The sequence below is a fragment of the Janthinobacterium sp. PLB04 genome (assembly GCF_021165895.1).
Taxonomy (GTDB): domain Bacteria; phylum Pseudomonadota; class Gammaproteobacteria; order Burkholderiales; family Burkholderiaceae_D; genus Janthinobacterium; species Janthinobacterium lividum.
The window spans coordinates 2635220-2658704 of record NZ_CP088968.1 but is presented as its reverse complement, the minus strand read 5'-3'; the positions used below and the strand labels follow the sequence as shown (position 1 = coordinate 2658704).

At 60.6% G+C, this 23485-nt stretch carries 20 protein-coding genes; 11 read left to right on the top strand and 9 right to left on the bottom strand.

What is annotated here, in order from left to right; translation table 11 throughout:
• Positions 1 to 102: 102 nt before the first annotated feature.
• From LSO07_RS11790 to LSO07_RS11765, 6 genes are all read right to left on the bottom strand, one after another.
• Positions 103 to 741, bottom strand: coding sequence for a phasin family protein (locus LSO07_RS11790; protein ID WP_070279068.1), 639 nt, complete (start codon positions 739 to 741; stop codon positions 103 to 105).
• A gap of 280 nt (positions 742 to 1021) precedes the next feature.
• Positions 1022 to 1357: a hypothetical protein gene (locus LSO07_RS11785; RefSeq protein ID WP_151094327.1), complete on the bottom strand. Its 336-nt coding sequence runs from the start codon at positions 1355 to 1357 to the stop codon at positions 1022 to 1024.
• 26 nt (positions 1358 to 1383) lie between these two features.
• Complete coding sequence (locus LSO07_RS11780) at positions 1384 to 1755, bottom strand: VOC family protein (protein ID WP_170846428.1); 372 nt, start codon at positions 1753 to 1755, stop codon at positions 1384 to 1386.
• Positions 1756 to 1863: 108 nt separating this feature from the next.
• Positions 1864 to 3135 (bottom strand): YVTN family beta-propeller repeat protein, encoded by a 1272-nt coding sequence (locus tag LSO07_RS11775; protein WP_151094325.1) that lies wholly within the window; start codon positions 3133 to 3135, stop codon positions 1864 to 1866.
• A 55-nt stretch (positions 3136 to 3190) separates the two neighbouring features.
• Positions 3191 to 3961, bottom strand: a complete 771-nt coding sequence (locus LSO07_RS11770) for a creatininase family protein (RefSeq protein ID WP_099393171.1) — start codon at positions 3959 to 3961, stop codon at positions 3191 to 3193.
• Between the two features lie 272 nt (positions 3962 to 4233).
• Positions 4234 to 4701, bottom strand: a complete 468-nt coding sequence (locus LSO07_RS11765; protein WP_225317278.1) for an SRPBCC family protein — start codon at positions 4699 to 4701, stop codon at positions 4234 to 4236.
• 117 nt (positions 4702 to 4818) lie between these two features.
• Between LSO07_RS11765 and LSO07_RS11760 the strand changes: the two genes are divergently transcribed.
• From LSO07_RS11760 to LSO07_RS11740, 5 genes are all read left to right on the top strand, one after another.
• The gene (locus tag LSO07_RS11760) at positions 4819 to 5079 is read left to right on the top strand and encodes a hypothetical protein (protein ID WP_231773006.1); all 261 of its coding nucleotides are present in this window, start codon (positions 4819 to 4821) and stop codon (positions 5077 to 5079) included.
• Between the two features lie 3 nt (positions 5080 to 5082).
• Positions 5083 to 5502 carry a hypothetical protein gene (locus LSO07_RS11755; protein ID WP_151094321.1) on the top strand — a complete coding sequence of 140 codons (420 nt, stop codon included), beginning with the start codon at positions 5083 to 5085 and terminating at the stop codon, positions 5500 to 5502.
• A 227-nt stretch (positions 5503 to 5729) separates the two neighbouring features.
• Positions 5730 to 6845, top strand: a complete 1116-nt coding sequence (locus LSO07_RS11750; RefSeq protein WP_151094319.1) for an AraC family transcriptional regulator — start codon at positions 5730 to 5732, stop codon at positions 6843 to 6845.
• Positions 6846 to 7122: 277 nt separating this feature from the next.
• Entirely contained in the window at positions 7123 to 8265 is a 1143-nt protein-coding gene (locus LSO07_RS11745; protein ID WP_151094317.1) for a nuclear transport factor 2 family protein, read from the top strand.
• 49 nt (positions 8266 to 8314) lie between these two features.
• Positions 8315 to 10021, top strand: a complete 1707-nt coding sequence (locus tag LSO07_RS11740; protein WP_191909652.1) for a serine hydrolase domain-containing protein — start codon at positions 8315 to 8317, stop codon at positions 10019 to 10021.
• Positions 10022 to 10268: 247 nt separating this feature from the next.
• Here the strand turns inward: LSO07_RS11740 and LSO07_RS11735 are convergent, their stop codons facing one another.
• The 3 genes from LSO07_RS11735 to LSO07_RS11725 form a co-directional block, all read right to left on the bottom strand.
• Entirely contained in the window at positions 10269 to 11915 is a 1647-nt protein-coding gene (locus tag LSO07_RS11735; protein ID WP_151094313.1) for a methyl-accepting chemotaxis protein, read from the bottom strand.
• Positions 11916 to 11994: 79 nt separating this feature from the next.
• Entirely contained in the window at positions 11995 to 13116 is a 1122-nt protein-coding gene (locus tag LSO07_RS11730; RefSeq protein ID WP_052140181.1) for a patatin-like phospholipase family protein, read from the bottom strand.
• 313 nt (positions 13117 to 13429) lie between these two features.
• Complete coding sequence (locus LSO07_RS11725; protein ID WP_151094311.1) at positions 13430 to 14356, bottom strand: LysR family transcriptional regulator; 927 nt, start codon at positions 14354 to 14356, stop codon at positions 13430 to 13432.
• 115 nt (positions 14357 to 14471) lie between these two features.
• On the opposite strand from LSO07_RS11725, the gene LSO07_RS11720 reads away from it, so the two are divergent.
• The 6 genes from LSO07_RS11720 (at position 14472) to malE (ending at position 23383) form a co-directional block, all read left to right on the top strand.
• Positions 14472 to 16046 (top strand): MFS transporter, encoded by a 1575-nt coding sequence (locus LSO07_RS11720; protein WP_151094309.1) that lies wholly within the window; start codon positions 14472 to 14474, stop codon positions 16044 to 16046.
• A 238-nt stretch (positions 16047 to 16284) separates the two neighbouring features.
• Positions 16285 to 17502 (top strand): maltoporin, encoded by a 1218-nt coding sequence (locus LSO07_RS11715; protein ID WP_034783044.1) that lies wholly within the window; start codon positions 16285 to 16287, stop codon positions 17500 to 17502.
• A 312-nt stretch (positions 17503 to 17814) separates the two neighbouring features.
• On the top strand, positions 17815 to 18828 hold the full coding sequence (locus tag LSO07_RS11710) for a substrate-binding domain-containing protein (RefSeq protein ID WP_151094307.1): 1014 nt from the start codon (positions 17815 to 17817) through the stop codon (positions 18826 to 18828).
• 291 nt (positions 18829 to 19119) lie between these two features.
• The gene (locus tag LSO07_RS11705) at positions 19120 to 20757 is read left to right on the top strand and encodes an alpha-amylase family glycosyl hydrolase (RefSeq protein ID WP_151094305.1); all 1638 of its coding nucleotides are present in this window, start codon (positions 19120 to 19122) and stop codon (positions 20755 to 20757) included.
• 221 nt (positions 20758 to 20978) lie between these two features.
• Positions 20979 to 22064, top strand: a complete 1086-nt coding sequence (locus LSO07_RS11700) for an ABC transporter ATP-binding protein (RefSeq protein WP_151094303.1) — start codon at positions 20979 to 20981, stop codon at positions 22062 to 22064.
• A gap of 98 nt (positions 22065 to 22162) precedes the next feature.
• Positions 22163 to 23383 (top strand): maltose/maltodextrin ABC transporter substrate-binding protein MalE, encoded by a 1221-nt coding sequence (gene malE, locus LSO07_RS11695; RefSeq protein ID WP_191909651.1) that lies wholly within the window; start codon positions 22163 to 22165, stop codon positions 23381 to 23383.
• Positions 23384 to 23485: the final 102 nt, after the last annotated feature.

The following is a 23485-nucleotide window of genomic DNA, read 5'->3' as shown; positions in this document are numbered from 1 at the left end:
ACGGGCGCTCTGCCTGGCCACTGCGCGCAACGCTGCGTGTCAACCAGCCGCACCTCAAGGCTCGGCCCCCGAATGCGGATTCAGTTGACTGCAGCGGCCCGCTTACTCTTTACGGCTGGCGCTGCTGCTTTTGCTTTGTGCGGAGCCCGCTTGCGAGACGCTGCCGCTGGCCGAGCTTTCGCTGCCGGCCGACTGCTGGCTACCCTGGTGGCTGCCGCTTTGCAGGCTTTGACCGTCACGGCTTTGCGCGCCGCGCTGCTGGTCGCGGCTGGCGCCGTTCTGATGATAGGCCTGGAACGGTTCGGCGATGCGCTGCATGGCTTCCTGCTGCTTGCGCACGTTTTTCTCCGTTTCTTCCGAAGCAGTACGGGCCACTTCTTCGGCCAGGGCCTTGGCAGTACGGCTCGTTTCATTCACATGCCGCTCTGCCACGTTGGCCAGTTCGACTTGCGTATCGGCTGCCAGGCGCGCTACCTGTTGCTGGTACTTGCGCAATTGCTCGGCGGCTGGTTGGCCCGAGGCGGCAGCCACCTGGAACACATCTTCAGCGCGCTCGACCGTCAGCAGGTTCTGGCCGGTGACCGTGGTTTCTTCCAGCAAGCCTTGCGCCAGCTGCATGTTCAGGTCACTGAAGTGCTGCACCGACTGGAACAGCGACTTCGACAGTCCATTGAAGAAAGCCAGCTGGGCTTCCAGGTGGTTTTTGGCGGCAGGGGTAACACTACGGGAATATGGATACATGGAGTTCCTCATTAAATAGCGGTTGGGTGGACACAAACAAATGGCGACACCACCGGCAGTCGAACGGTGAGGCAAACGGCCAGGCTACGCCACGAAACGCGAAAAAACATATCCGGTTGGTGGGACGATGCTTTGCAACGCGAGTCCCAAGGCTACGTGAGCACCGCTGGCGAGGGATGATCTGGATCAAAGGTGCGCTAGGCTGCGCAGAAAGTTTTGGCTGGACGGCTTGCCTTTGGCAAACGTCAGTGACGGGAAGGAAAATCTGTGCCAGGCAAGCTCAACAAGCGGCGCCCGCGCCCGGCACGACGGGCTTGTAGCCATGGCTGCGCAGCGACGCTTCCAGCCAGCGATTGCCATACCAGCCGCGCGCCAGCAGGTAACTGAGCTCCGAGACGGCCATCAGCATCATCATCGGGCCGATGCGCAGTTCGGTGGCCAGATGGCTGCCAAACCACAGGCACGCATCCATCGCAAGCATGAGCAGCAGCAGCCACCAGCGGCGCTTGGCGACGGCCCAGAACGAGCCCAGGAACAGGGCCGGCCAGGAAAAACCCGCCTTGACGTAGGCATAGCGGCCGGCATCGTCGGCAAACAGGGTGGCGCTGTGCTTCATGCTGCTCTCTTCAGGAAATAACGGTGTCAGGGCTCGGGATGGTGACAAACGGCTTCGACATTGTGACCGTCCGGCCCCAGCACGAAAGCGCCATAGTAATTCGGGTGATACAGGGCGCGGATGCCTGGCGCGCCGTTATCCTTGCCGCCCGCTTCCAGCGCGGCCTTGTAAAAGGCGTCCACCTGGGCACGGTTGTCCGCCGCGAAGGCGAGATGCATGCCGGCATGCGGCGTGCCGCCCACGCCGAACCAGAAATCGGGCTTGCCATCCTTGCCCAGGCCGACCCAACCCTGCTCTTCCATCACCACCGCGACGCCCAGGGGCGCCAGGGCGGCCGAAAAGAAGGCCTTGCTGGCCTGTGCATCGCTGACATTCAAACCGATGTGATCAAGAATCATGATGGCGCTCCCTGACGATAGTGAAATGGAAGTACAGTATGCGCCAACATTGCCTTTTAAGCAACCACAACTGCGAATCCAGCTGCTCAGGAAACGCCATGCGCCAGCCTAGCGCAGGTTGCCCGTGTGGCCCAGCGAATAGCGGCCCGGCTGCGGCCATACGGTCAAGCCGTGCGGTTCCTGGCCAACTTTGACCTTGGCAACGTCGCCGCTGTTCGTATCGATACGGTAGACCACGTCGTCGAAACGGCCGGACAGCCACAGGTACTTGCCATCGGCGGACACATTGCCCATGTCGGGGCTGCCGCCGCCAGGTATCGGCCAGTTCGACACGACTTTTTCCGTGGCGAAATCGATCACGCTGACGCTGCCCTTGCCCTTGGGCTTGCCGTGGATGCGGTGCGTGCCGCGGTTGGCCACGTATAATTTCTTGCCATCGCGGCTAGGGTACAAGCCGTGCGCGCCCACGCCCGTCTGGATGAAGCCGATTTCCTTCAGGGTGGCGCCATCGACGATGTGCACGCCGTCGGCGTCCATGTCGGCGATATAGAATTTCTTGCCATCCGGCGAGATGCGTATGTCTTGCGGCATGCCCTTCTTGACGCTGCAGATTTCATTTGCCGGGCCGCCCACGGGGCCGGATTCGGCAAAGCGCTTGGCCGGCATCTGCAATTTCAGGTAGCCGTCGACCTTGCGGCCCACCAGGTCGATCTTGGCGATGGTGCCGTCGAACTCGCAGGTGAACATGGCGTAGCGGCCGTCATTGGAGAAATCGGCATGGTTGATGCCGCCGCACTGGGGCGTGTCGATCGAATACTGCACCGCCATGGTCTTCGGATCGCGGAAATCGAGGCGGTGGCGCGCTTCGGCCACGACGATGGCCGATTTGCCGTCCGGCGTGTAATACATATTGTAGGGATCATCGACGGGCACTTCCTTGCCCGGCTTGCCGCTCAAAGGGTCGATAGGCGTCAAACTGCCCTTGTCCGTGCGCTCGGCATTGTTCGCCACCCACAGGGTGCGCAAGTCCCACGACGGCACCACGTGCTGCGGGCCGCTGCCGACCTTGAACTTGTCGACCACTTTCAGGGTCTCCTGGTCGATCACGTAGACATCGTTCGAGCGCAGGTTGGGCACGTAGACACGGCGCAAATGATCCTTGACGACGGGACTCATATTGCTGCTGGCGATGCTGCCGTACACGTTTTTCGGATCCACCAGCGGCGGCATGCCCGGCAGCGGCGAATAGGCGGCGGCCGGCGAGACGGCGGCTGGAGCCGCTGTGCTGGCGCCGGTGACCTGGCTGGCCACGCCCAAGCCGGCCAGTGCGGCAGCCAGGGCGGACAAGGTGACGATGGTGCGTCGTTGAGATTTTTTCATGTGATTTCGCGTCGTTTCGTTGCAAAAGCCGGAAGTTCAGCACTTCCAGCGGAAGTTATTTATTACGTTTCAGCAGCTGTTTGATGGCAGCCACCGAGGTATCCACCTGCAGCTTGACACCGATCTGGCCCAGTTCAGCCGTGGCGCGCGTCGCGTCGCCGCGCACGCCATCCGCCACGCCGGGCTTGGGTCCGTGGGCCATGGCGTCGCTGCGCACCAGCGACGGGTCCGTCGCCAGCATCAAGGCCGCGTCCGCCAAGCCCGCGTGCAGGCCGATCTCGGCGCTGCTGTGGCCGCGTTTCTGCAACTCGGCAATATAGGCCGATTGCGTGATGTCATAGTAGTCGAGCAAGGCATAAGCGCGCGCATCCTTGCCGGAGGAAGCCTTGCCCCAGGCGCGGTTCAATTTGTTGGCCACGTTCTGCTCGTTTTTTTGATAGCCGCCATGGTCGCCGAGAAAGATGATGTCGCGGAAACCATGCTGGCGCAGGCTGGCGGCCGCCCCTTCCAGCACGGCTTCGAAGGCGGCAGGCGGAATCGAGATCGTGCCGGCAAAGCGCATGTGGCCGGCCGGCGGAGAAACCGCGCCTTCCGGCACGTAGGAGACGACGGGCGCGACGATGGTATTGCCCAGCTTTTGCGCAATCTGCCGCGCCAGCAGGCCGGCGCGCACATTGTGCTTGCCCAGCGCGATATACGGCCCGCTCTGCTCGACGCCGCCAATCGGCACCAGCACGGTCGTGGCGCCGTGGTCGATACGGCTGCGCAATTCCGTGCTGGTCAGTTCTTCCAGCAGGACGCTGCTGCTGGCAGGCGCAGCCGCCATGACGGGCGCCGTGACCAGCAGGCACGAAAATGTCAGGACGAACAGGGAAACGGGGGGCTTGCGTGAAATGCGGAGCGTGGATGGCGCGCAAGGCGCCGTTCGCTGAGGGAACTGCAGAGTCATAAGCCAACATCTTTCCGAGGTCAAAGGCGCCGTGCCCGGCCTTGCCAGGCAAGCTGGCTGCCACGCAGGAATTGTATTCCATCATGACGGGAACGGCACGTTAATTTGACGGGGCAGTTTGCAAGGAATTGACGAGGGGAAACTATCTATCAGGCTGTTGTCGCGTTAGCTCCGCCCTCCTCGGCATTGTGGCGAGTGTCGTTGCGCTTCTCGGCATAGGCCTTCAGCGAGCGCATCGTCCTGGGAAGCCCGTCCCGGACCTGTCTGGCAACGCCTGGCCCGAACAGAAAGGCAAGGGCTCCAGTGAACCGCACGCGGTGAACGACTTGCGATCCGCCCTCTGCCGCAACAACCGTGTGCTCGAAGTGGATGCGGAACCAAGGGATGTAGCCCTCGACGGTGAACGAGCGGCCTGCCGAGCGCTCCGTGACCAGCATCGCAATACCCATCCCCTTGCTGGGAACTATCCTGCCCTGTGTTCCCACCGCGAACGGCCCATTGAGCCGGGCTTGCTTTGTATCCGGATCCCACAAGTGCCAGCGGTCGACCTCGCTCCAAATCTGGTCGATGACCGTGGGCGGGACGGCAATGTGGATGCTTTCTTCAATTTGCGCCAATTTGGGGGATCTCCCTATCATTGTGTGAAAGTAACTGGGCCTGTTATCCGGCGTCGCGCAGCATATGGAAATTGGGGATATTGGCCCGCGGCATAGCATTCATCACGCAGTATCGCCATGCCATTGCGCCAATTCAAAGATACTCCGCCAGCAGGAACAAACGCCGCAGCCTTTTCTTTGCCTCGACAAAAAACATATCCGCTGAAATTGCAGGATACCCTGTTTTTTTATCATGCAAATAGAATCATATTCTGGTTATACTGGTCGCAGATAAAGCCGGGCCACGATGACAGCCTTGTTTGGCGCCAGGATCAAGGGATGCTCCGGATTCGACCGCAAGCTGCTGCTCGCCATGACCATGAGCATATGAAACTTTGAGAAATGATGAACACAGCACATTGGCGGGTTCAGGAACTACAGCATCACTCAGCGGATATCGCCTGGCTGAATGCCGAAGACGCCCGCCGCGCCTATGAGGTAGCAGGCCTTCACGACTCAAAGACCCATTTCGGCCTGAACGTTAACACCGTTGACTCAATCGAGCGCCTCGTATTCGGAAATGATGCGGCCACCGCAACAAAATGGTTACGCGCCCGTATGCCTGGAACTCAGCAGATCGTAGTGGTGTTTGGAGAAGACGAATGTTTCTTGTGCAGCAGTGTGTTCCTGGTCGAGAATTGGTCGGATATTTTTGTCCCATCACGTGACGACGCGATGATCTATTCGCACGACACACCGCTTATCCTGTTTTATTGTCATGAAAATGAAATCGAGGTGGGGCAGCGGAGAGTCTTTGATTAAACACAGACTTCGGCCATTGGAACAAACAAGGCACTCCCGGAAGGCACTCACGGCGCGCAGCGGGGATTCGGGACATACGGCTACCGGCTTGCCTCGCCGGACAGCGTATAGTCGAAGGCATCGCGGGGAAGCGTTCTCAGCGATGAGCGACTACGCGCTGATGTGCGCCGCCTTCGATTTTTTACGGGCCCCGGCCCATAACGCAGTCAAACGTCACCAACCGACCAGTGATCTCAAGCCAACTACTATTTCTCTTTAGCGCCCTGGGCTCGGTGAATGGCATATTCCTGGCGTTTTACTTCTTCAGCCGCCGCCCCCATCGCTTGACGCATGCCATGCTCGGCGCATTGCTGCTGGCGATCGGTTTTCGCACGGTTAAATCGGCGTTCTACTACTTTAATCCCGACCTTGCGGTCGCGTTTATTCAACTGGGCCTGTCGGCGTGCCTGCTGATCGGGCCGCTGACATATCTGTATGTCCATTGCCATCTGGCCGACGTGACCGACAGTGCCGTCAGCAAGCATTGGCGCTCGCATCTTTTGCTGCCCTTATGCTTAATCGGCATCGCCCTGCTATTCCCGTATTCGCGCAATACGGACACCTGGTTCTATGCAATTTGCGGCATCCATGCTTACTGGTTTTCTTATTTGCTATTGGCGGGCAGGCAGCTATGGCAGGCGCGCGCCGTATTAGGCCGCGTCGATGGTCGGTTTTCCCGTCAAACGGTGCTCCTGCTCAGCGTTTATTTCAGTAGCCTCCTGATACTCGTTGCTTACGTCAGCACGCCATTCACGTCATATATTATCGGCGCGCTCTCGTTTACTTTTTCTATCCACATCACGATCTTGACGTATATCATGAAAAATGAAGCGGTGGACGTGGCAGGCAAGAAGGAGAAATACCACAATAAAAAAATGAGCGACGTCGATGTCCGCGCATTGCTCAATTCCATCGATAAGGTAATGTGCGAGCAGCAGCTGTATTTGAATCCGACCTTGAACCTGGCGATGCTGGCGAAGAAAGTCGGCAACCTGCAAACGACGGTTTCCCAGGCGATCAATGAAAATCTAAATAAAAGTTTCAACCTTTATATCAACGAGTTTCGCATTCAGCATGCAAAAAACCTGTTGATCACGGCATCCCACCTCAATATGGAACTCGTTGCCGAGCGCAGCGGTTTCAATTCCAATTCCACATTTTTTTCCGCGTTCAAGAAGATTACGGGGCAAACGCCTGCCAGCTACCGAGCCGTCTTTGCGTCGGTGCCGCCCTCATCTTGTGGCGATGGCGCCGACCGTGCACCGGCGCCATCGCAACGCCATCGCGTCACCAGCGATTCCTGACATACCGCGTCGCACGCAGCGACCGGCCGCTGGCGCCGGTCAGCCCCGTGTGCAGCCTGCCTGAACTTGCGCTTGCCCCCCTCACGCCCATCGTTGCAATCCCTCTCGAATTATGGATCCGGAGTCCTAAATTGTGGTTTGCGACCATGGGCTTCCCCGTTCGCGCTAACGTGTCATTCGGCAGCGTCGCTTCGTCGCACAGAGTGCGGATCCGATAGCCGCGCGAACAACCGTATTTACCTTCGGCGAATAGGTAATAGTGAACTTTAGGTAATGTATGAATCAATATATTCTTTTGCGCGCCATTCTCCAGATCTTTTTCTTGTTTTGCATGACGGGGCAGACGATGGCTGCCACGGCGCCTGCCGCAGCGAACGCGGAACGCGATCGGATCACAAAAACTTTGACGGACTATATGGATGGAACGGCCAATGGCGAACCGGCCAAATTGAAACAGGCGTTCCATCCTGATTTCAAGTTATACACGGTAACGGAAGACAATGAGTTGCTGATACGTTCCGGCGAACAGTACATCGCGGAAATCAAATCGGGCGAAAAAATGAAGCGCATCGGACGCATCGTATCGATAGACGTCGAGAACAATGCGGCCACCGCAAAGGTTGAAATACTAATGCCCAATTTCAGGCTTTACACCGATTATTTCCTGCTTCTCAAATACGCGGACTCCTGGAAAATCGTGCAAAAGAGTTACACCTGGAAAGCGGTGCCCAAGCAGCAAAACAGGATCTTGTTCGTCACGTCGAACCAGCATACCTATGGCAATACAAAGATCAGCGCGGCCAACCATTTCGAGGAAATAGTCATTGCCTACGACGTTTTCAGGAAAAATGGCTATGCCGTGGATTTCGTCAGTCCCGACGGCGGTGCAATTCCAGTGGGCTACGTCGATACGTCGAATCCGACGCAAAAGGAACACCTGTATGACGCCAGTTTCATGGCCTTGCTGAAGAATACGCTGAAGCCCGAACAAATCAACGCCAGCGAGTACCAGGCCGTCTATTACAGCGGCGGCGGGGCGGCCATGTTTGGTGTTGCAGAAAATAAAAGTATCCAGAATATCGCCGGCACCATCTATGAAAATGGCGGCGTCGTCTCGGCTATCTGCCACGGAACGGCCGGCATTGTCAACCTGAAGAATCCAGATGGTACGTTCATCTTCGCGAATAAGAAAGTTACCGGATTCCCCGATATTTTCGAAGACACGAAAGCCGAATATTACAAGGCATTTCCATTTTCCATCGATAAGGAAGTCAGCAAGAACGGCGGAAATTTTGTCTATTCCAAAAAATGGGGCGACAACTTCTTCATCGTCGACGGCAACATCATCACGGGTCAAGATCCGACAGCCACTGCTTCCGTGGCGCAGGAAGTGATCAGGAATCTCCAGCGACGCCATTAAAAGACAGGGACTGACAATGAACATCCGAACTTTAAAAGCAGCATATTTCATGCTGGGACTCCTTGTATTGCTTCCGTTTTCGGCAAGCGCGAACACCGTCGTCGAATCAATCCCGATAGAGAAGTTCGATCAGATCGTCAGCGAACTCAATTCACCGAACAAACCGGCATTTGCGGTCGCTATTTTCAAGAAAGAAAAATTGATATACGAGAAATCTTTCGGAAGCGCCAATCTCGAATACAAGATTCCCGCCACGGTTCATACGAAATTCCAGATCGATACACTTGCCTGGGAATTTATCGCGTACGCCGTCTTGAAGCTCGAAGGACAGGGCAAGATAAAATTAGATGACCATATCGGCATGTATGTGCCGGGGTTGCCGGATTTCGGCAAGAAAATCACCGTCAATCATTTGCTGAGCTCGACCGATGGCTTGCACGGATACAAGGTCTTGAAGTCGCTGTCAGGCTGGGAGCCGGCAGGGGCCGAACAGCACAATACCGTACTGGAACTCGTGAAAAGCCAAAAGAAATTGAACTTCAAACCCGGCGACGTCTTTTCGCCGGGTGGCGATACACGGCTGATACTGCTGGCGAAGATCGTCGAAGTCGCCTCGGGCAAACCATTCGACGAGTATTGCAAAAATAATATTTTTGTACCGCTCGGCATGACGAACACCGCGTTCCTCTACGGCGATGTGCCGCCGGAAAACACGGCCGTGCCGTATCGCGATAACGGCAAAGGCGCCTATAAAATCGACTATGGCAGCGGAAACGTTCCAGGCCCCGTCAATCTTTACAGTTCGATCCGCGACCTCGCAATTTGGCGCTCCGCCATTTTATCCGACGCGCTCGGTGGGAACGCGCTGGCCACTAAACTCAATGCACCGATCAAGCTTGATGGCGGCGAAATCATCAAGGATATCGCCAGCATTTCGACATACGGACAGCAACACGCCGGCAAGGAACGGGGCATTGCAAAGATTTACCAGATAGGCAGTTTTGGCGGGTACGCGAGCTCGATTTTCCGTTTTCCCGATCAGGAAATCACTGCCGTCGTATTGAGTTCCGGCCTGGCGTACAACGGAATGTACGGCATGCGGATTGCCGCCACGATGTTGGAAAATCATTTCCTCGAGCCTGAAACCATCGATTATTCCAAGATCAAAAGCGTGAAGCTGAGCCGTGCGCAGAGTCAGAAATACGAAGGCGTGTACTGGAACCGTGAACGGGCGCTTGCTGCGAGAGTGCACGTTAAAAATGATGTCTTGTATTACACGCGGACGGAAGCCGATGGCCGCGTACTGATCCCGTTAAGCGATTCGACCTTCCAAATGAAAATTGACGGCGACGATCATTATTTTATTAAATTCGTCGATAAGAAAGGAAGAATGGATATGCACTTCAGCATGGGGGAAAGCGATCCCATTGTTTTTGAACCGTATAAGGCAGTTTCCTACGCAGAAAATGAACTGGCCAAGTTCACGGGAACGTTTTATAGCGAAGAGCTCAATTCCTCTTTCGTTTTTGTGGTCAATAGCGGCCAGCTTACGGCCAACAATGTGCGTGTGGGCTCCGTCACTTTTAAGCCCGTTAATATCGATGTATTTTCCGGCAATAAATCTTTCATGGGCGGTATTCAATTCAACCGTAATAGCAGAAATCAAATTATCGGATTTCAGGTTGTCGTCGACGAGGTACGGAATCTGGAATTCAAGAAGATGCGCATCGACGATAGCCTAGTTTGCGAGACTTGACTGGGGCGCGCTTGGGAAAGTACTGATCAATTCAATCTCCAGCGATTTCAAGGCGAGGTAACTGACTCACGCGCGCGAAAGGTAGACTCCCTGACGAGCACGGAGCCGGGCGGCGCCTGCACCGTCGCCGCCCCTGCCAGCCCGGCAACTTGACTGACATTCGCCCCAGGTGCCGAACATCAACGCTCCCCATTGGACAGCGCCACCACCAAAACCCCGGCGTACCGGGGCAATTCAATGACTAAACTTAAGCGCGGGCACTGCGGCCAGGCAGCGCCAGGCGCCGGCTGGCTGAGGCTGAAGCCGGGGCCGGCAAGCCACCCGCCACTTTCAGCGCTTTGCCCTGGGCGTCGCCACGCAGGCGGAACACGGCCACCACGTCGACCAGTTCCACGGCACGATCCTGCAGCGAGGAAGCCGCGGCGGCCGCCTCTTCCACGAGGGCCGCGTTTTGCTGGGTGACCTGGTCCATTTGCGAAATGGCCTGGTTCACCTGCTCGATGCCGGCGCTCTGCTCGTGGCTGGCGTTGGCGATGTCGCCCATGATGTCCGTCACGCGACGGATGCTGGCGACGATTTCTTCCATCGTCGCGCCCGCCTGGTCGACCAGCGCGCTGCCCATATTGACCTTGTCGACGGAATCCTCGATCAAGCCCTTGATTTCCTTGGCGGCAGCCGCCGAGCGCTGCGCCAGGTTGCGCACTTCCGTGGCCACCACGGCAAAGCCCCGGCCCTGCTCGCCTGCGCGCGCTGCTTCCACGGCCGCGTTCAGCGCCAGAATGTTGGTTTGGAAGGCAATGCCGTCGATCACGCCGATAATGTCGGCGATCTTCTTCGCCGATTCGTTGATCGAACCCATCGTGCCCACCACTTGCGCCACCACGGCGCCGCCCTTGCGGGCCACGTCCGAGGCGGACACGGCCAGCGAGTTCGCCTGGCGCGCATTGTCCGTATTCTGGCGCACGGCCGAGGTCAGCTCCTCCAGACTGGATGCCGTTTCTTCCAAGGAAGACGCCTGCTGCTCGGTGCGCACCGACAAGTCCGCGTTGCCGGCGGAAATCTGCGCGGCCGCCACGCTGACCGTATCGGCCGAGGCGCGCACGGTGGCGATCACGCCGACGATGCGCTCGAGGAATTTATTGAAGTCGGTGGCCGTGCGGCCCACTTCATCCATGCGCTCGACGGGCATGACGGCGGACAGGTCCAGCGAAGCGCTGACACGCTCCAGCGTGTGTTCGATATTGCCCAGGCCGCCGCTGATGGTGCGGTAGATATGCCAGGCAAGCGCGCCCGTCAGCAACACGGCCACGCCCAGCACGGCCAGCATGGTGTTGAACGCCGTATCGTAGGCGGCCAGGCTTTCGGCCTTCACGTCGTCGACCAGCTTGTTGTTGTAGGCGATATGGTCATCCATGCTTTTCTTGGCGGCGGCGGCTGTGATGGCCAGCGGCGTGCCGGCCAGCAAGGTGGCGCGTACGCCATCCATGTCGCCCGCGTAGGCGGCGGCAAAGAATGGCGCCAGCGCGCGGCGGTAGGCGTCCATCGCGGCCTGGTCGGCGTCGAGCATCTTGCTGTCCGTCGCGTCATACAGGCGCTCGGCGCGGTAGGTGGCGATGACCTTGTCAAAATTCGTGTTGGCATCGGCTACGGCCTTGTCCAGCGCCGTCTTGTCGGCCAGGTTCGAGAATACGGACAGGCGGTAGCCGGCCAGGCGCGAGTCGGCCAGGAAACCCTTGGCCGCATTCAAGCCCTGGATGCTGGGAATGATACGGTTTTGCACGGTATCAAAACGCTCCTGGGCGCGCTGCAGCTGGATGGCGCCACCGGCGCCCAGCAATAGCAGGGCCAGCAAGGCGATGGTCAGGGTCAGAATTAATTGCTTGGTGATATTCATGGTGTGTCACAGTAAAAAGGTAGCCTGGCAAGGCCAGGCAGGATAAATAGCTGCCGATCAGGTGGCCGGGGATCGGTTGCTAGGCCGCCAGCGGGGAAGCCTCAGGCGCGCGGCGCAACAAGTCGCCATGCTGGCGGCAAAATGCCAGGCCCGCCTTGTGGCCCACGTCGAACAGCAACTGCATGTTCGAACTGGACCAGTCCAGCGTATCGGGCCAGTGCTGCTCCGGGATGCCGCCCATCAAGTCGAGCTTGAGCAGGCGCCGCTTGGGCTGGCCCGTGCGCGCATCCGTGTTGTGTTCGAGTTCGAACAGGCGCAGCTCGCTCTTGGAAATTTTCACCAGCGGCGTGATGATGGAGCGCACCCAGGCGTCGTACAGGTTGCGCGGCTTGCGCAGCAGTCGCTCGTCGCCGAGGATGTCGAGGATGACCAGCGTATCGGCGTCATGGTGCTCGCCCTTGCCTTCGATAAACGGGTCGAAATTGAGCGTATCGAGCGCCGCGCCTTCGATGTAGTCGTCGCCGGCGATGGTCGTGGGCGCATACAGGAAGGGAAACGACAGGGCCGCGCGCACATGGATCGGTTCAATTTCGTGCTTGCCCCAGATTTGCATGCGGTGCTCGCTGAGGTTGTAGGCATTGATGTAGAAATCGGGGCGCATGCGGGCCACGCCCGAGAAATCCACGGCTTTTTCCAGGAAGGGCAAGTGCGCGCACAGGCCCAGGCTTTTCGCCGACAGGTCCGACGGCGACAGCGACGACACCATCAGCTTGCCCCAGTCCGACCAGGCCGTGGGCACGCCCGCAAACGTTTGCTGGAATGCCTGGAAAAAAGGATTGTTGGCCGGCGGCTGGAAGGCGTCGCGGAAAGTGCTCGCGTGCATGCCCGGCTTCTGGAATACCTTGTAGTTGATCGGAATCATCTTGTAGATGCTGTCGGCCACGCCCGTGTCGGCCCAGCTTTGCAAGGCCTGGCGCGGCGCGGCCTCGTGCGGCGTCGTGTAAAGCAAACCCATCAACACGCCGGCGCCCGAGGCGGAAATAACGTCGAACTCGATGCCCTCGTCAAGGAAAGCAGCCAGGGCGCCGGCGATCAAGGTGGAATTTGGTGCGCCGCCACCCAGCAGCAAACCCGTTTTGCGGGCCGGTTTCGCTGTCGTGGCTGGCGCCGGATCCTGCGGCGTCGTAGTGACTGTCTTCATGCACACTCCCTGAACGGAACGGGGTTACCATCCCTTAATTGTTGGTTACTACACGCTTATGGCGCCTAATCCTGCACATGTTCCCGCAAGCGACCAGCTGATGCAATGTTGCAGAAACAGATATGAAATTAACATAAATAAATTCCTTATGGCAATTTCCATAACGAATGACGGGTATTCAGGAAGGCCATAAGTTGATGCCGTGCGGCATGGCGTGATGCGGCGCAGCAAATATAAATCCAGCGGCGTTAGGAATAATCGTTTTGGGGTAGGAATATTCCCCAAGCAGCCGCCAGCGCGGCGGCCAGGGCCATCAAAGGGATGATGCAGGGTCGGGAGGGGGCGGAGAAAAATGCAGGTGGGTACACAAATGGTCAACAAAGACGCGGATTTTAGGTGACAGGTGACGGCTCGACGGCCACAGCACCCAGAACTTGCTCGAGTACAACAGGCAATCGGCCAGCACGGCTTGCAGTTCGCCGCGCGCGATGGCGTCGCGCACGATAAAGTCAGGCAGGTAAGCCAGGCCCACGCCCTGCGTGGCGGCGCCGATCAAGGCCTCGATATTGTTGCAGGTCAAGGCGGTAGGCAAGCGCAACTCGCCGCCGCTGTCGCCCTCGGCGCGCTGCAGCGCCCATTCCTGCAGCTTGCCCGTGGTGGGAAACTTATAGCGCACGCAGGCGTGCCCTTCCAGCGCGCGTGGCGTGGCCGGCACGCCGTGACGGGCGAAATATGCGGGAGCGCCCACGATGGCAAAAGCAAACGGCCCCAGCTCGCGCGCCATCAGCCGCGAATCGGTCAAGGTGCCGCTGCGCACGGCCACGTCGACGCCTTCAGCCACCACGTCGACCAGGCGGTCGTTGAAATCGAGGTCGAGCTCGATCTCCGGGTACCGCCGCGTAAACTCGGCCAGCAGGGGCAGGATGATGCGGTAGCCGATCACGGGCAGGCTGACGCGCAGCTTGCCGCGCGGCGCCTCGGCCAGGTGCGACAGTTCCGCCTCGGCATCACCGAGGTCGGCCAGGATGCGCTGGCAGCGTTCGTAAAACAGCGCACCCTCGTTGCTCAGGCTGATGCGCCGCGTGCTGCGGTTGAGCAGGCGCACGCCCAGCTTTTCTTCCAGCCGCGCCACGCTCTTGCCCACGGCCGAGGCCGACACGCCGAGCAGCCGCCCGGCCGCCACATAACTGCGCGTTTCCGCCGCGCGCACGAAGGCGGCAATGCCATTCAGATTATCCATGCCATCTCGCCATCTCGATTAGGGAATATTTGTCCGTTATGAGTGGATTTTCAGCCACTTTTTCATTGATTACGCCCATATTATCATCGGATTCCCTCTTTCTGGAATCATTCCCATGGATACGAATCTTCCCGCGCAAGCCCCGGACCAAGCGACTGCACGGCGCACGCTGGTGCTGGCCGCCGTCTGCCTGGCCGCGCTATGCATGCCACTCAGTTTTACGGGACCGGCCATCGCCATCCCAGCAATCGCCGCCGACCTGCACGGCACGCCGCTGGCGCTGGCATGGATCACGAACGCCTTCATGCTCAGCTTTGGCGGCTGCCTGATGGTGGCCGGCGCCCTGGCCGACCGCTATGGCCGCAAGCGCGTGTTCTTGCTGGGCATGGGCGTGTTTTCCGCCGCCGCGCTGGCACTGGCGGCCGCGCCCGGCATCCTGTGGCTCGACGTGCTGCGCGCCGTCCAGGGCCTGGGCTGCGCCATGGCCCTGTCGAGCGGACTGGCGGCCCTGGCGCAGGAATTCGACGGCCCCGCCCGCGCGCGCGCCTTCAGCCTGATCGGCACGGCCTTCGGCGTGGGCCTGGCCTTCGGCCCCTTCCTGGCCGGCACCTTGATCACCCACACGGGCTGGCGCGCCATTTTTGTCGCCACTGCCGCGGCCGGCCTGGCCGCCCTGCTGGCCGCCGCGCGCGCCATGCGCGAATCGCGCGACCCGCAGGCGCAGGGCGTAGACTGGCCCGGCGCCCTGACGTTTACCGGCGCCCTCTCCTTGTTCACCTATGGCTTGCTGCAGGCGCCCGACAGCGGCTGGGGCAGTGCTGCCAGCCTGGGGCTGCTCGGTGGCGCGGCCTTGCTGCTGGGCGCATTCATCCGCGTGGAGCGGCGCGCGGCGCGGCCCATGCTGGACTTGACGCTGTTCCGCCTGCCAGCCTTTGCCGGTGTGCAACTGCTGGCCGCCGCGCCCGCGTTTTCCTTTGTCGTGCTGCTGGTACTGCTGCCGGCCCGCTTCATCGGCATCGAAGGCTACAGCGCGCTGGAAGCGGGACGCATGATGATCGCCCTGTCGGCCCCCATGCTGGTGCTGCCGATCCTGGCCGGCATGGCGGCGCAACGCATTGCCGCGGCGCACATTTGCGCCAGCGGCCTGCTGCTGGCGGCGGGCGGCTTGCTGTGGCTCTCCACCTGCGCGTCAGGGCAAGCGCCCGCTACCTTGATCGGGCCGCTGCTGCTGATCGGCTGCGGCATCAGCCTGCCCTGGGGCTTGATGGATGGTCTGGCCATCAGCGTCGTGCCTGTCGAGCGGGCCGGCATGGCGGCCGGCATCTTCAATACGACGCGCGTGGCGGGCGAAGGCCTGGCGCTGGCCATCGTCAGCGCGCTGCTGGGCACGCTCACCGTCGCGGCGCTGGGCAACGCTGGCATTGCCGGCATCGGCGCGGAGCAGGCGGCGCATGCCGGCCCCTTCCTGGCGCTGGGCGAGCTGAGCCATGCGAGCACCCTGCTGCCACACGCTCCCGCCGCCGAGCTGGCGCAAGCGTATGGCACGGCCTTCCGCCACCTGCTATATGTGCTGGCCAGCATCACCACGGCATCGGCCCTGTTGATCCTCGCCTTCCTGCGCCATCCGGCGAATGCGGCCGATGCCGCACGGGACACAGCCGCCCTGCCCGCCTGCAAGGCGCCAAACTAAGCCGCCCGGCTTTCCCGCGGCAACCATCCCCTGCCCCGCCATACCCGGCGGCGCCCACGCGCCGCCGCCCGCCTTTGATGTTTCTCTGCAACACCTCAAAAGTTTTCAAGAACAAAACGAGTTTACTTATCAAAGCGCTTTGAACTATACTCAAAGCGCTTTGAGGCATAGTTAAAGCGCTTTGGTTTCGCAAATTGATGCGCGCCGATCCCACACCTATAAAAACACTGGAGACACAATGAACAAATTTTTCTTGAAAGCGTTGCCAGCGGCAGTGCTGATGGCCTTGAGTGCGTCGGCCCAGGCCGCCCTGCCGATCGACTTCGGCGGCTATATCCGCTCGGGCTTCGGCACCAGCAGCGAAGGCGGCAAGGAAGCGTGTTTCGGCCTGGCCGGCGCCTCGTCCAAGTATCGTCTGGGCAATGAGTGCGAAACCTATGGCGAGCTGAAATTCGGCGGCGAAGCCTTCAAGGCAGCCAACGGCACCACCTTCCGCATCAATACCCTGGTGGCGTTTTCCGTCAACCAGAACCAGGACTGGGAGCAATCGGACCCGTCGTGGCGCGAAATGAACGTGGTCGCCGACAAGATCGGCACGGGCGCCTTCGCCGAAGCGCGCGCCTGGGTCGGCAAGCGCTACTACGACCGCCAGGACGTGCACATCACCGATTACTACTTCTGGAATAACAGTGGCCCTGGCGCCGGCCTGGAAAACATCGACCTGGGCGCCGCCAAGCTGGCCTACGCCGTCGTGCGCACGGCCGATGACGGCGACAGCAAGCGCATGGGCCTGTCCCACGACCTGCGCTTCTCCGGCATCAAGGTCAATCCCGATGGCGAACTGACCTTGGGCCTGCAATTCAACCAGAAACGCAATGCGCAAGGCGCGGCCCCCATCGCCAGCGGCCACTTGCTGACCATCATGCATACGCAAGGCAATCTGCTGGGCGGCTTCAACAAGGTGGCATTGCAGTACGGTAAGGGCAGCGCCGCCAACACGGGCGGCTTCAGCCTGGGCGCCGGCAAGGATGACAAGGTCGTGCGTCTGACGGAACAGATCATGATCCAGCCCAAGGGCGCCTGGTCGGGCATGGGCACCTTCGTCTATGAAGACAAGGAAACGGCAGGCGTGAGCAGCAAGTGGACATCGATCGGCGCGCGCCCCGTCTACCACTTCACGGACAACTACAGCCTGGCCGTGGAACTGGGCCACGACATCGTCAAGCCGGAAGGCGGCGAAAGCCGCAACCTGACCAAGCTGACCTTCGCGCCGCAACTGTCGGCCGGCAACAGCTTCTGGTCGCGTCCCGTGCTGCGCGCCTTCTACACCTATGCCAAATGGAACAAGGCAGCCCAGTCGGCCGCCGCCGCGGAATCGGCCTTGTCGTCGACGGGCGTGTTCGGTGGCAAGACCAACGGCAGCTCCGTCGGTTTCCAAGTGGAATCCTGGTGGTAATCGCAGGCCGCTAGAACGTTGGCAAGCGTCCCCGGACGCTTGCCGGTGGCAGCAACACCGCCCGCTTATCCAGGGGCAAGTAATATCCGGACCCACCATTTCGCCGCTGCACGCGATGGCCGGCAGCTTCAATGTAGTGATTCAGCAGTATCCTCTTTTAGCGCGGGCGCCCCTGGGTTTGCCCGCGTATTTTTTTGGGCGCTGCCGCCGCTTGTCATACCCCTGATCATTCCGGCATTTATCAGATAAACTACCCGTCATCGCACCGCATCGCTCCCGACCCACCCTGGATAGACCCCAACTGCAGCATCCATGAACCTCAAAAATCTCGCCAAAACGCTAGGAATATCCGAAACCACCGTCAGCCGCGCCTTGAATGGCTATCCGGAAGTGAGCGAACGCACGCGCGAGCGGGTGCTGGCCGCCGCGCAGGCGGCCGGCTACCGTCCCAATCCCATGGCGCGCAGCCTGGCCGTGGGACGCACGAATATCGTCGGCATCATCTACCCGCTGATGCCGAACGACCTGGCCGACCCCATGTTCATCGACATCGTGGGCGGCATGTCGGAAGCGCTGGAAGCCCAGCAGATGGACATGATGATCGCGCCCGCCTCGGCCGGCAACGAATTCCACACCTATGAACGCATGGTCAAGGGCCGCCGCATCGATGGCCTGATCGTCGGACGCACGAAACCGTTCGACGAGCGCATCGCCTACCTGGCGCAGCAGGGCATGCCGTTTGTCGCCCATGGCCGCACGCAGCTGAACCAGCCGCACGCGTGGTTCGACTACGATAATGAGGCGGGCATGCGCCTGGCCGTCGAGCGCCTGGCGCAGCTGGGCCACCAGCGCATCGGCCTGATCAGCGCCACGCCGGACCTGAACTTCGTGCGCCAGCGCGTCGAGAGTTTCCAGCACGCCATGCAGGCGGGCGGCCTGGCCGTCGACCCGGACAATCTGGTCGACAATGCGCACGACCGCCGCGCCGGCTACCAGGCCATGCAGCGCCTGCTGGCCCGCTCGCCCCGCCCCACGGCCGTCATCGTCGACAATCACATGTCGGGCGTGGGCGCCGTGCGCGCCCTGCTCGACGCGGGCATCGCCATCGGCAGCGAAATGTCGCTGATCGTCTGGGGCGTGATGGAGGATTCCCTGGCCGGCCACAACGTCACCACCGTCGTCCAGCCCGACCCGCGCGGCGCCGGCGCGAAGATGATCCACATGCTGCTGGCCCTGATGGATGGCACGCCCGTCACCGACTTGCAGGAACTGTGGCCGTGCGAACTGCTGCCGGGCGAGTCGGCAGGGCCCGTAATACACGCATAATTCAGCCTCTCACCGCGCAACCCGCGAAATACCGGGGTCAGACCCTCAGGGTCTGACCCCAGCCCTTGCATAGGGTTTCGTCTTCGGCCAGGGGATGAACATCCCCTCCCTGAATCACCCTCATAAAAAAATCGTATGTCTGGCACGTGTATCGCTTTACTTTTCAAAGCGCTTTGAACTATACTCATTTCATACCCAAAGCGCTTTGAATTTTAAAATAAGACGTTCGCCTACCAACCAGCAGCGCCGCCCTGATAGCCACGGCTACAGGCAACTTTTAAGAAATCATTCATGCCGACCATCCAGAACAATCTCGCCCACCTGCCCGCCGACTGGTGGCGCAGCGCCGTCATCTACCAGGTATATCCACGCAGCTTCCTCGACAGCAATGGCGACGGCATCGGCGACTTGCCTGGCATCACCTCCAAGCTCGATTACATCGCCGCCCTGGGCGCCGACATCGTCTGGATCTCGCCCTTCTTCACGTCGCCGATGAAAGACTTCGGCTACGACGTGGCCGACTTCTGCGACGTCGACCCCATGTTTGGCACCCTGGCCGATTTCGACCGCCTGGTGGCGCGCGCCCATGAACTGGGCTTGAAAGTGATGATCGACCAGGTGCTGTCGCACTCGTCCGACAACCACCCGTGGTTCGTGGAAAGCCGCTCCAGCCGCGACAATGCCAAGGCCGACTGGTATGTGTGGGCCGACCAGAAGCCGGACGGCACGGCGCCGAACAACTGGCTGTCCGTGTTCGGCGGTTCCGCCTGGCAATGGGAGCCGCGCCGCGGCCAGTATTACCTGCACGATTTCCTCGCCAGCCAGCCCGACCTGAATTTCCACAATCCGGCCGTGCAGCAGGCCCAGCTGGACAATCTGCGTTTCTGGCTCGAGCGCGGCGTCGATGGCTTCCGCTTCGATTCCTGCAACTTCCCGTATCACGACCAGCTGCTGCGCGACAATCCACCAGCCGTGCAGCGCGACGCGAGCAGCGTGTCGGCCATCAACCCGTACGGCATGCAGGCGCACGTGTACGACAAGACGCAGCCGGAAAACATCGCCTACCTGCAGCGCGTGCGCGCCGTGCTCGATGAATACCAGGCCATTTCCATCGGCGAAGTGGGCGACGACAATGCGCTGGCCACCATGGCGGCCTACACGGGCGCCGACAAGCTGCACATGGCTTACAGTTTCAACTTGCTGACGGCGGAGTTTTCGGCCGCGCACATCCGCACCCAGGTGGAAGAGTTCGAGGCGCAAGTGGCCGACGGCTGGGCTTCCTGGTCCGTGGGCAACCACGACAGCGTGCGCGTCATGACGCGCTGGGGTGGCGAAAACCCGTCGCCATCGCTGGCCAAGGTGGTGCTGGCCGTGCAGGCCGCGCTGAAAGGCACGCCTTGCCTGTACCAGGGCGACGAGCTGGCCCTGACGGAAGCGGACATTCCTTTCGAGGCGCTGCAAGACCCGTACGGCATCCCGTTCTGGCCCCAGTTCAAGGGCCGCGATGGCTGCCGCACGCCGATGCCATGGGTGGCCGAGGCGCCGCATGGCGGCTTCAGCAATGCCAAACCTTGGCTGCCCGTGCCGCCCGAGCATCTGGCGCGCGCCGTTGATGTCGAAGAAAACGATTCCGCCTCGCCATTGCAGTTTGCGCAGAATATCCTCGCCTGGCGCCGCACCCTGCCGCAATTGCTGCGCGGCGATATTGTCTTCTTCGATGCGCCGGAACCCGTGCTGGCCCTGCGCCGCGACTTGCCCGGCCAACCGTCCGTCCTGGCCGCCTTCAACCTGGGCACGCAAGCGGTCACCTTCGCCTGGCCCGATGCAGCGCCAGCGGCCGACCTGGCCGGTCACGGCTTGCCGGGTAGCAAAGATGGCCAGCAGCTCAGCCTGCCTCCGCATGGCGGCTGGTTCGGCACCCTGGCGTAAATCGCAGGCTTTGGCGGCCATGCCGCCAATTACAATAACGAGCCCCGCGCATCAGCGGGGCCGAACAACAGCGTATCAGTGCCTGGAAAAATCGTAGCGAGCGGATGAAAGTTGTGGCTGAGAAGCGCAGCTGTGCGAATGCACAGTGAGCATCGCCAGCCGCAAGTTCGACGCGCAGTAGATTTGGCCAGGCACATTCAGTGAGATTGAGGACGACAGACATGGCTGGACTGAAGTTAACAGGCCTGAAGAAGGCATATGGCGACGTGCAAACCCTGCACGGCATCGACCTGGAGATCGCCGATGGCGAATTCATGGTGTTCGTGGGCCCGTCGGGTTGTGGCAAATCCACCTTGCTGCGCAGTATCTGCGGCCTGGAAGAGATCAGCGGCGGCGATTTATTCATCGGCAAGACCCGCATGAACGACGTGCCGCCCGCCAAGCGCGGCATCGCCATGGTGTTCCAGAGCTACGCCTTGTACCCGCACATGAGCGTGGCGCAGAACATGGCGTTCGGCTTGAAGCTGGCCGGACAGAGCCGCGTGCAGATCGCCGACGCCGTGCAACGCGCCGCGCAAATCCTGCGCATCGAACCCTTGCTGGAACGCAAACCGAAGGACTTGTCGGGCGGCCAGCGCCAGCGCGTGGCCATCGGCCGCGCCATCGTGCGCAAGCCCGACGTTTTCCTGTTCGACGAACCACTGTCGAATCTGGACGCCTCGCTGCGCGTGCAGATGCGCATCGAACTGGCGAACTTGCACCGCGAATTGCGCTCAACCATGATTTACGTCACGCATGACCAGGTCGAAGCGATGACCCTGGCCGACCGCATCGTCGTGCTCAACGCGGGCCGCATCGAACAGGTGGGCGCGCCGCTGGAGCTGTACCACCATCCCGCCAACCTGTTCGTGGCCGGCTTCCTCGGTTCGCCCCGCATGAACTTCCTCAAAGGCAAGATCCACAGCTATGCCGATGGCGTGGCCACCATCGCCACCAACGCGGGCGGCATGCTGCAGGCCGTCCTGACGCAGCCGCTGGCCAGCGGCACCCCCGTCACCGTCGGCGCGCGTCCCGAACACGTGCAAGCATGCGCGCCCGGCGCCACTGCCGCCATCACGGCCACCGTGCAGGCGGTGGAAAAACTGGGCGACATCAGCTATCTGTATGTGCAGGTACCGGGCGGCGACGAGCCGCTGGTGGTGCGCGCCGATGCGGAAACGGACTGGGCCATTGGCCAATCCGTGGCGCTGCAGGTGGCGCCCGCCCGCGTCCACGTGTTCGACGAGCATGGCCAGACCCGTACCTGATTCCGAATTTAAAGGGCCAGGCGCTACAGGCGCCGCCTGGCCTGGTTGTATCGTCTCAGCCTTGATACTTAACATAAAAAAAGACACTGGAGATTGACATGTCCTTCACACACGCGAAACGCAGCTTCATCAAAACCACCCTGATCGCCGCCGCCCTGGCCGGCATCGGCAACCTGGCCGCCGTCAGCATGGCAAACGCGGCCGAAGCAGGCACCCTCCTGATCTGGATCAATGGCGACAAGGGCTACAAGGGCCTGGCCAAGGTCGGCGAGGAATTCACCAAGAAGACGGGCGTCAAGGTCGTCGTCGAGCATCCGGAAGATGCGCCAAACAAATTCCAGCAAGCAGCGGCCGCCGGCAAGGGTCCGGACATCTGGATCTGGCCGCATGACCGCATCGGCACCTGGATCGACGCCGGCTTGCTGCAACCATTGACGCCAAGCAAGGAAGCCCGCGCCGCCATCCTGCCGCTGGCCTGGAACGCCTTCACGGTGGGCGGCAAGACCTGGGGCTACCCGATCTCCATCGAAGCCGTCGCCCTCGTCTACAACAAGGACCTGGTGCCGACGCCACCAAAAACCTTCGAGGAAATCGCCGCGCTGGACAAGAAATTGTCCGCTCAGGGCAAGAAAGCCATCCTGTGGGATTACACGAACACCTATTTCACGTGGCCGTTGCTGGGCGCGGGCGGCGGCTTCCCGTTTGAAGTCAAGTCCGACGGCCGCTACGATGCGGCAAAAACGGGCGTGAACAATGCCGGTTCGCAGGCTGGCGTGAATGCGCTGATGACCCTGATCAACAGCGGCGCCATGCCGAAGGGCGCGGGCTACGCGGAAATGGAAGCCGGTTTCAACCAGGGCAAGATCGCCATGATGATCAACGGCCCATGGTCGTGGGACAATGCGCGCAAGTCGAAGATCAACTTCGGCGTGGCAACGATTCCTACTGTGGCAGGCAAGACGGCCACCCCGTTCGTGGGCGTGCTGGGCGCGATGATTTCCAAGGCTAGCCCGAACAAGGACCTGGCCACGGAATTCCTGGAAAACCAGATGCTGCAGATCAATGGCCTGAAAACCATCAACGCCGACGTCCCGCTGGGCACGCCAGCGAACAAGGTGCTGTTCGCGGAATTGAAAGCCAATCCGAACATCCAGGCGACGATGGAAAGCGCGCAAGCGGGCCGTCCGATGCCGAACAACCCGGAAATGGGCCGCTTCTGGTCGTCGATGCAATCGGCGCTGGAAAACATCACGCAAGGCCGCCAGACGACCAAGGATGGCCTGGATGCGGCGGCGAAGCGGATTACGACCGCCAATTAAGCAGGTCAAGGCGTAGGTCGGATTAGGCCCGAAGGGCCGTAATCCGACACCAGCAGCCAACAATGTTGTCGGATTACGCGGCATAGCCGCTAATCCGACCTA

Coding starts and splice junctions, on each gene's coding strand:
- LSO07_RS11790 (WP_070279068.1), bottom strand. CDS start 741: ATGTATCCATATTCCCGTAGTGTTACCCCTGCCGCCAAAAACCACCTG.
- LSO07_RS11785 (WP_151094327.1), bottom strand. CDS start 1,357: ATGAAGCACAGCGCCACCCTGTTTGCCGACGATGCCGGCCGCTATGCC.
- LSO07_RS11780 (WP_170846428.1), bottom strand. CDS start 1,755: ATGATTCTTGATCACATCGGTTTGAATGTCAGCGATGCACAGGCCAGC.
- LSO07_RS11775 (WP_151094325.1), bottom strand. CDS start 3,135: ATGAAAAAATCTCAACGACGCACCATCGTCACCTTGTCCGCCCTGGCT.
- LSO07_RS11770 (WP_099393171.1), bottom strand. CDS start 3,961: ATGGCGGCTGCGCCTGCCAGCAGCAGCGTCCTGCTGGAAGAACTGACC.
- LSO07_RS11760 (WP_231773006.1), top strand. CDS start 4,819: ATGCCATTGCGCCAATTCAAAGATACTCCGCCAGCAGGAACAAACGCC.
- LSO07_RS11755 (WP_151094321.1), top strand. CDS start 5,083: ATGATGAACACAGCACATTGGCGGGTTCAGGAACTACAGCATCACTCA.
- LSO07_RS11745 (WP_151094317.1), top strand. CDS start 7,123: ATGAATCAATATATTCTTTTGCGCGCCATTCTCCAGATCTTTTTCTTG.
- LSO07_RS11740 (WP_191909652.1), top strand. CDS start 8,315: ATGCTGGGACTCCTTGTATTGCTTCCGTTTTCGGCAAGCGCGAACACC.
- LSO07_RS11735 (WP_151094313.1), bottom strand. CDS start 11,915: ATGAATATCACCAAGCAATTAATTCTGACCCTGACCATCGCCTTGCTG.
- LSO07_RS11730 (WP_052140181.1), bottom strand. CDS start 13,116: ATGAAGACAGTCACTACGACGCCGCAGGATCCGGCGCCAGCCACGACA.
- LSO07_RS11725 (WP_151094311.1), bottom strand. CDS start 14,356: ATGGATAATCTGAATGGCATTGCCGCCTTCGTGCGCGCGGCGGAAACG.
- LSO07_RS11720 (WP_151094309.1), top strand. CDS start 14,472: ATGGATACGAATCTTCCCGCGCAAGCCCCGGACCAAGCGACTGCACGG.
- LSO07_RS11715 (WP_034783044.1), top strand. CDS start 16,285: ATGAACAAATTTTTCTTGAAAGCGTTGCCAGCGGCAGTGCTGATGGCC.
- LSO07_RS11710 (WP_151094307.1), top strand. CDS start 17,815: ATGAACCTCAAAAATCTCGCCAAAACGCTAGGAATATCCGAAACCACC.
- LSO07_RS11705 (WP_151094305.1), top strand. CDS start 19,120: ATGCCGACCATCCAGAACAATCTCGCCCACCTGCCCGCCGACTGGTGG.
- LSO07_RS11700 (WP_151094303.1), top strand. CDS start 20,979: ATGGCTGGACTGAAGTTAACAGGCCTGAAGAAGGCATATGGCGACGTG.
- malE (WP_191909651.1), top strand. CDS start 22,163: ATGTCCTTCACACACGCGAAACGCAGCTTCATCAAAACCACCCTGATC.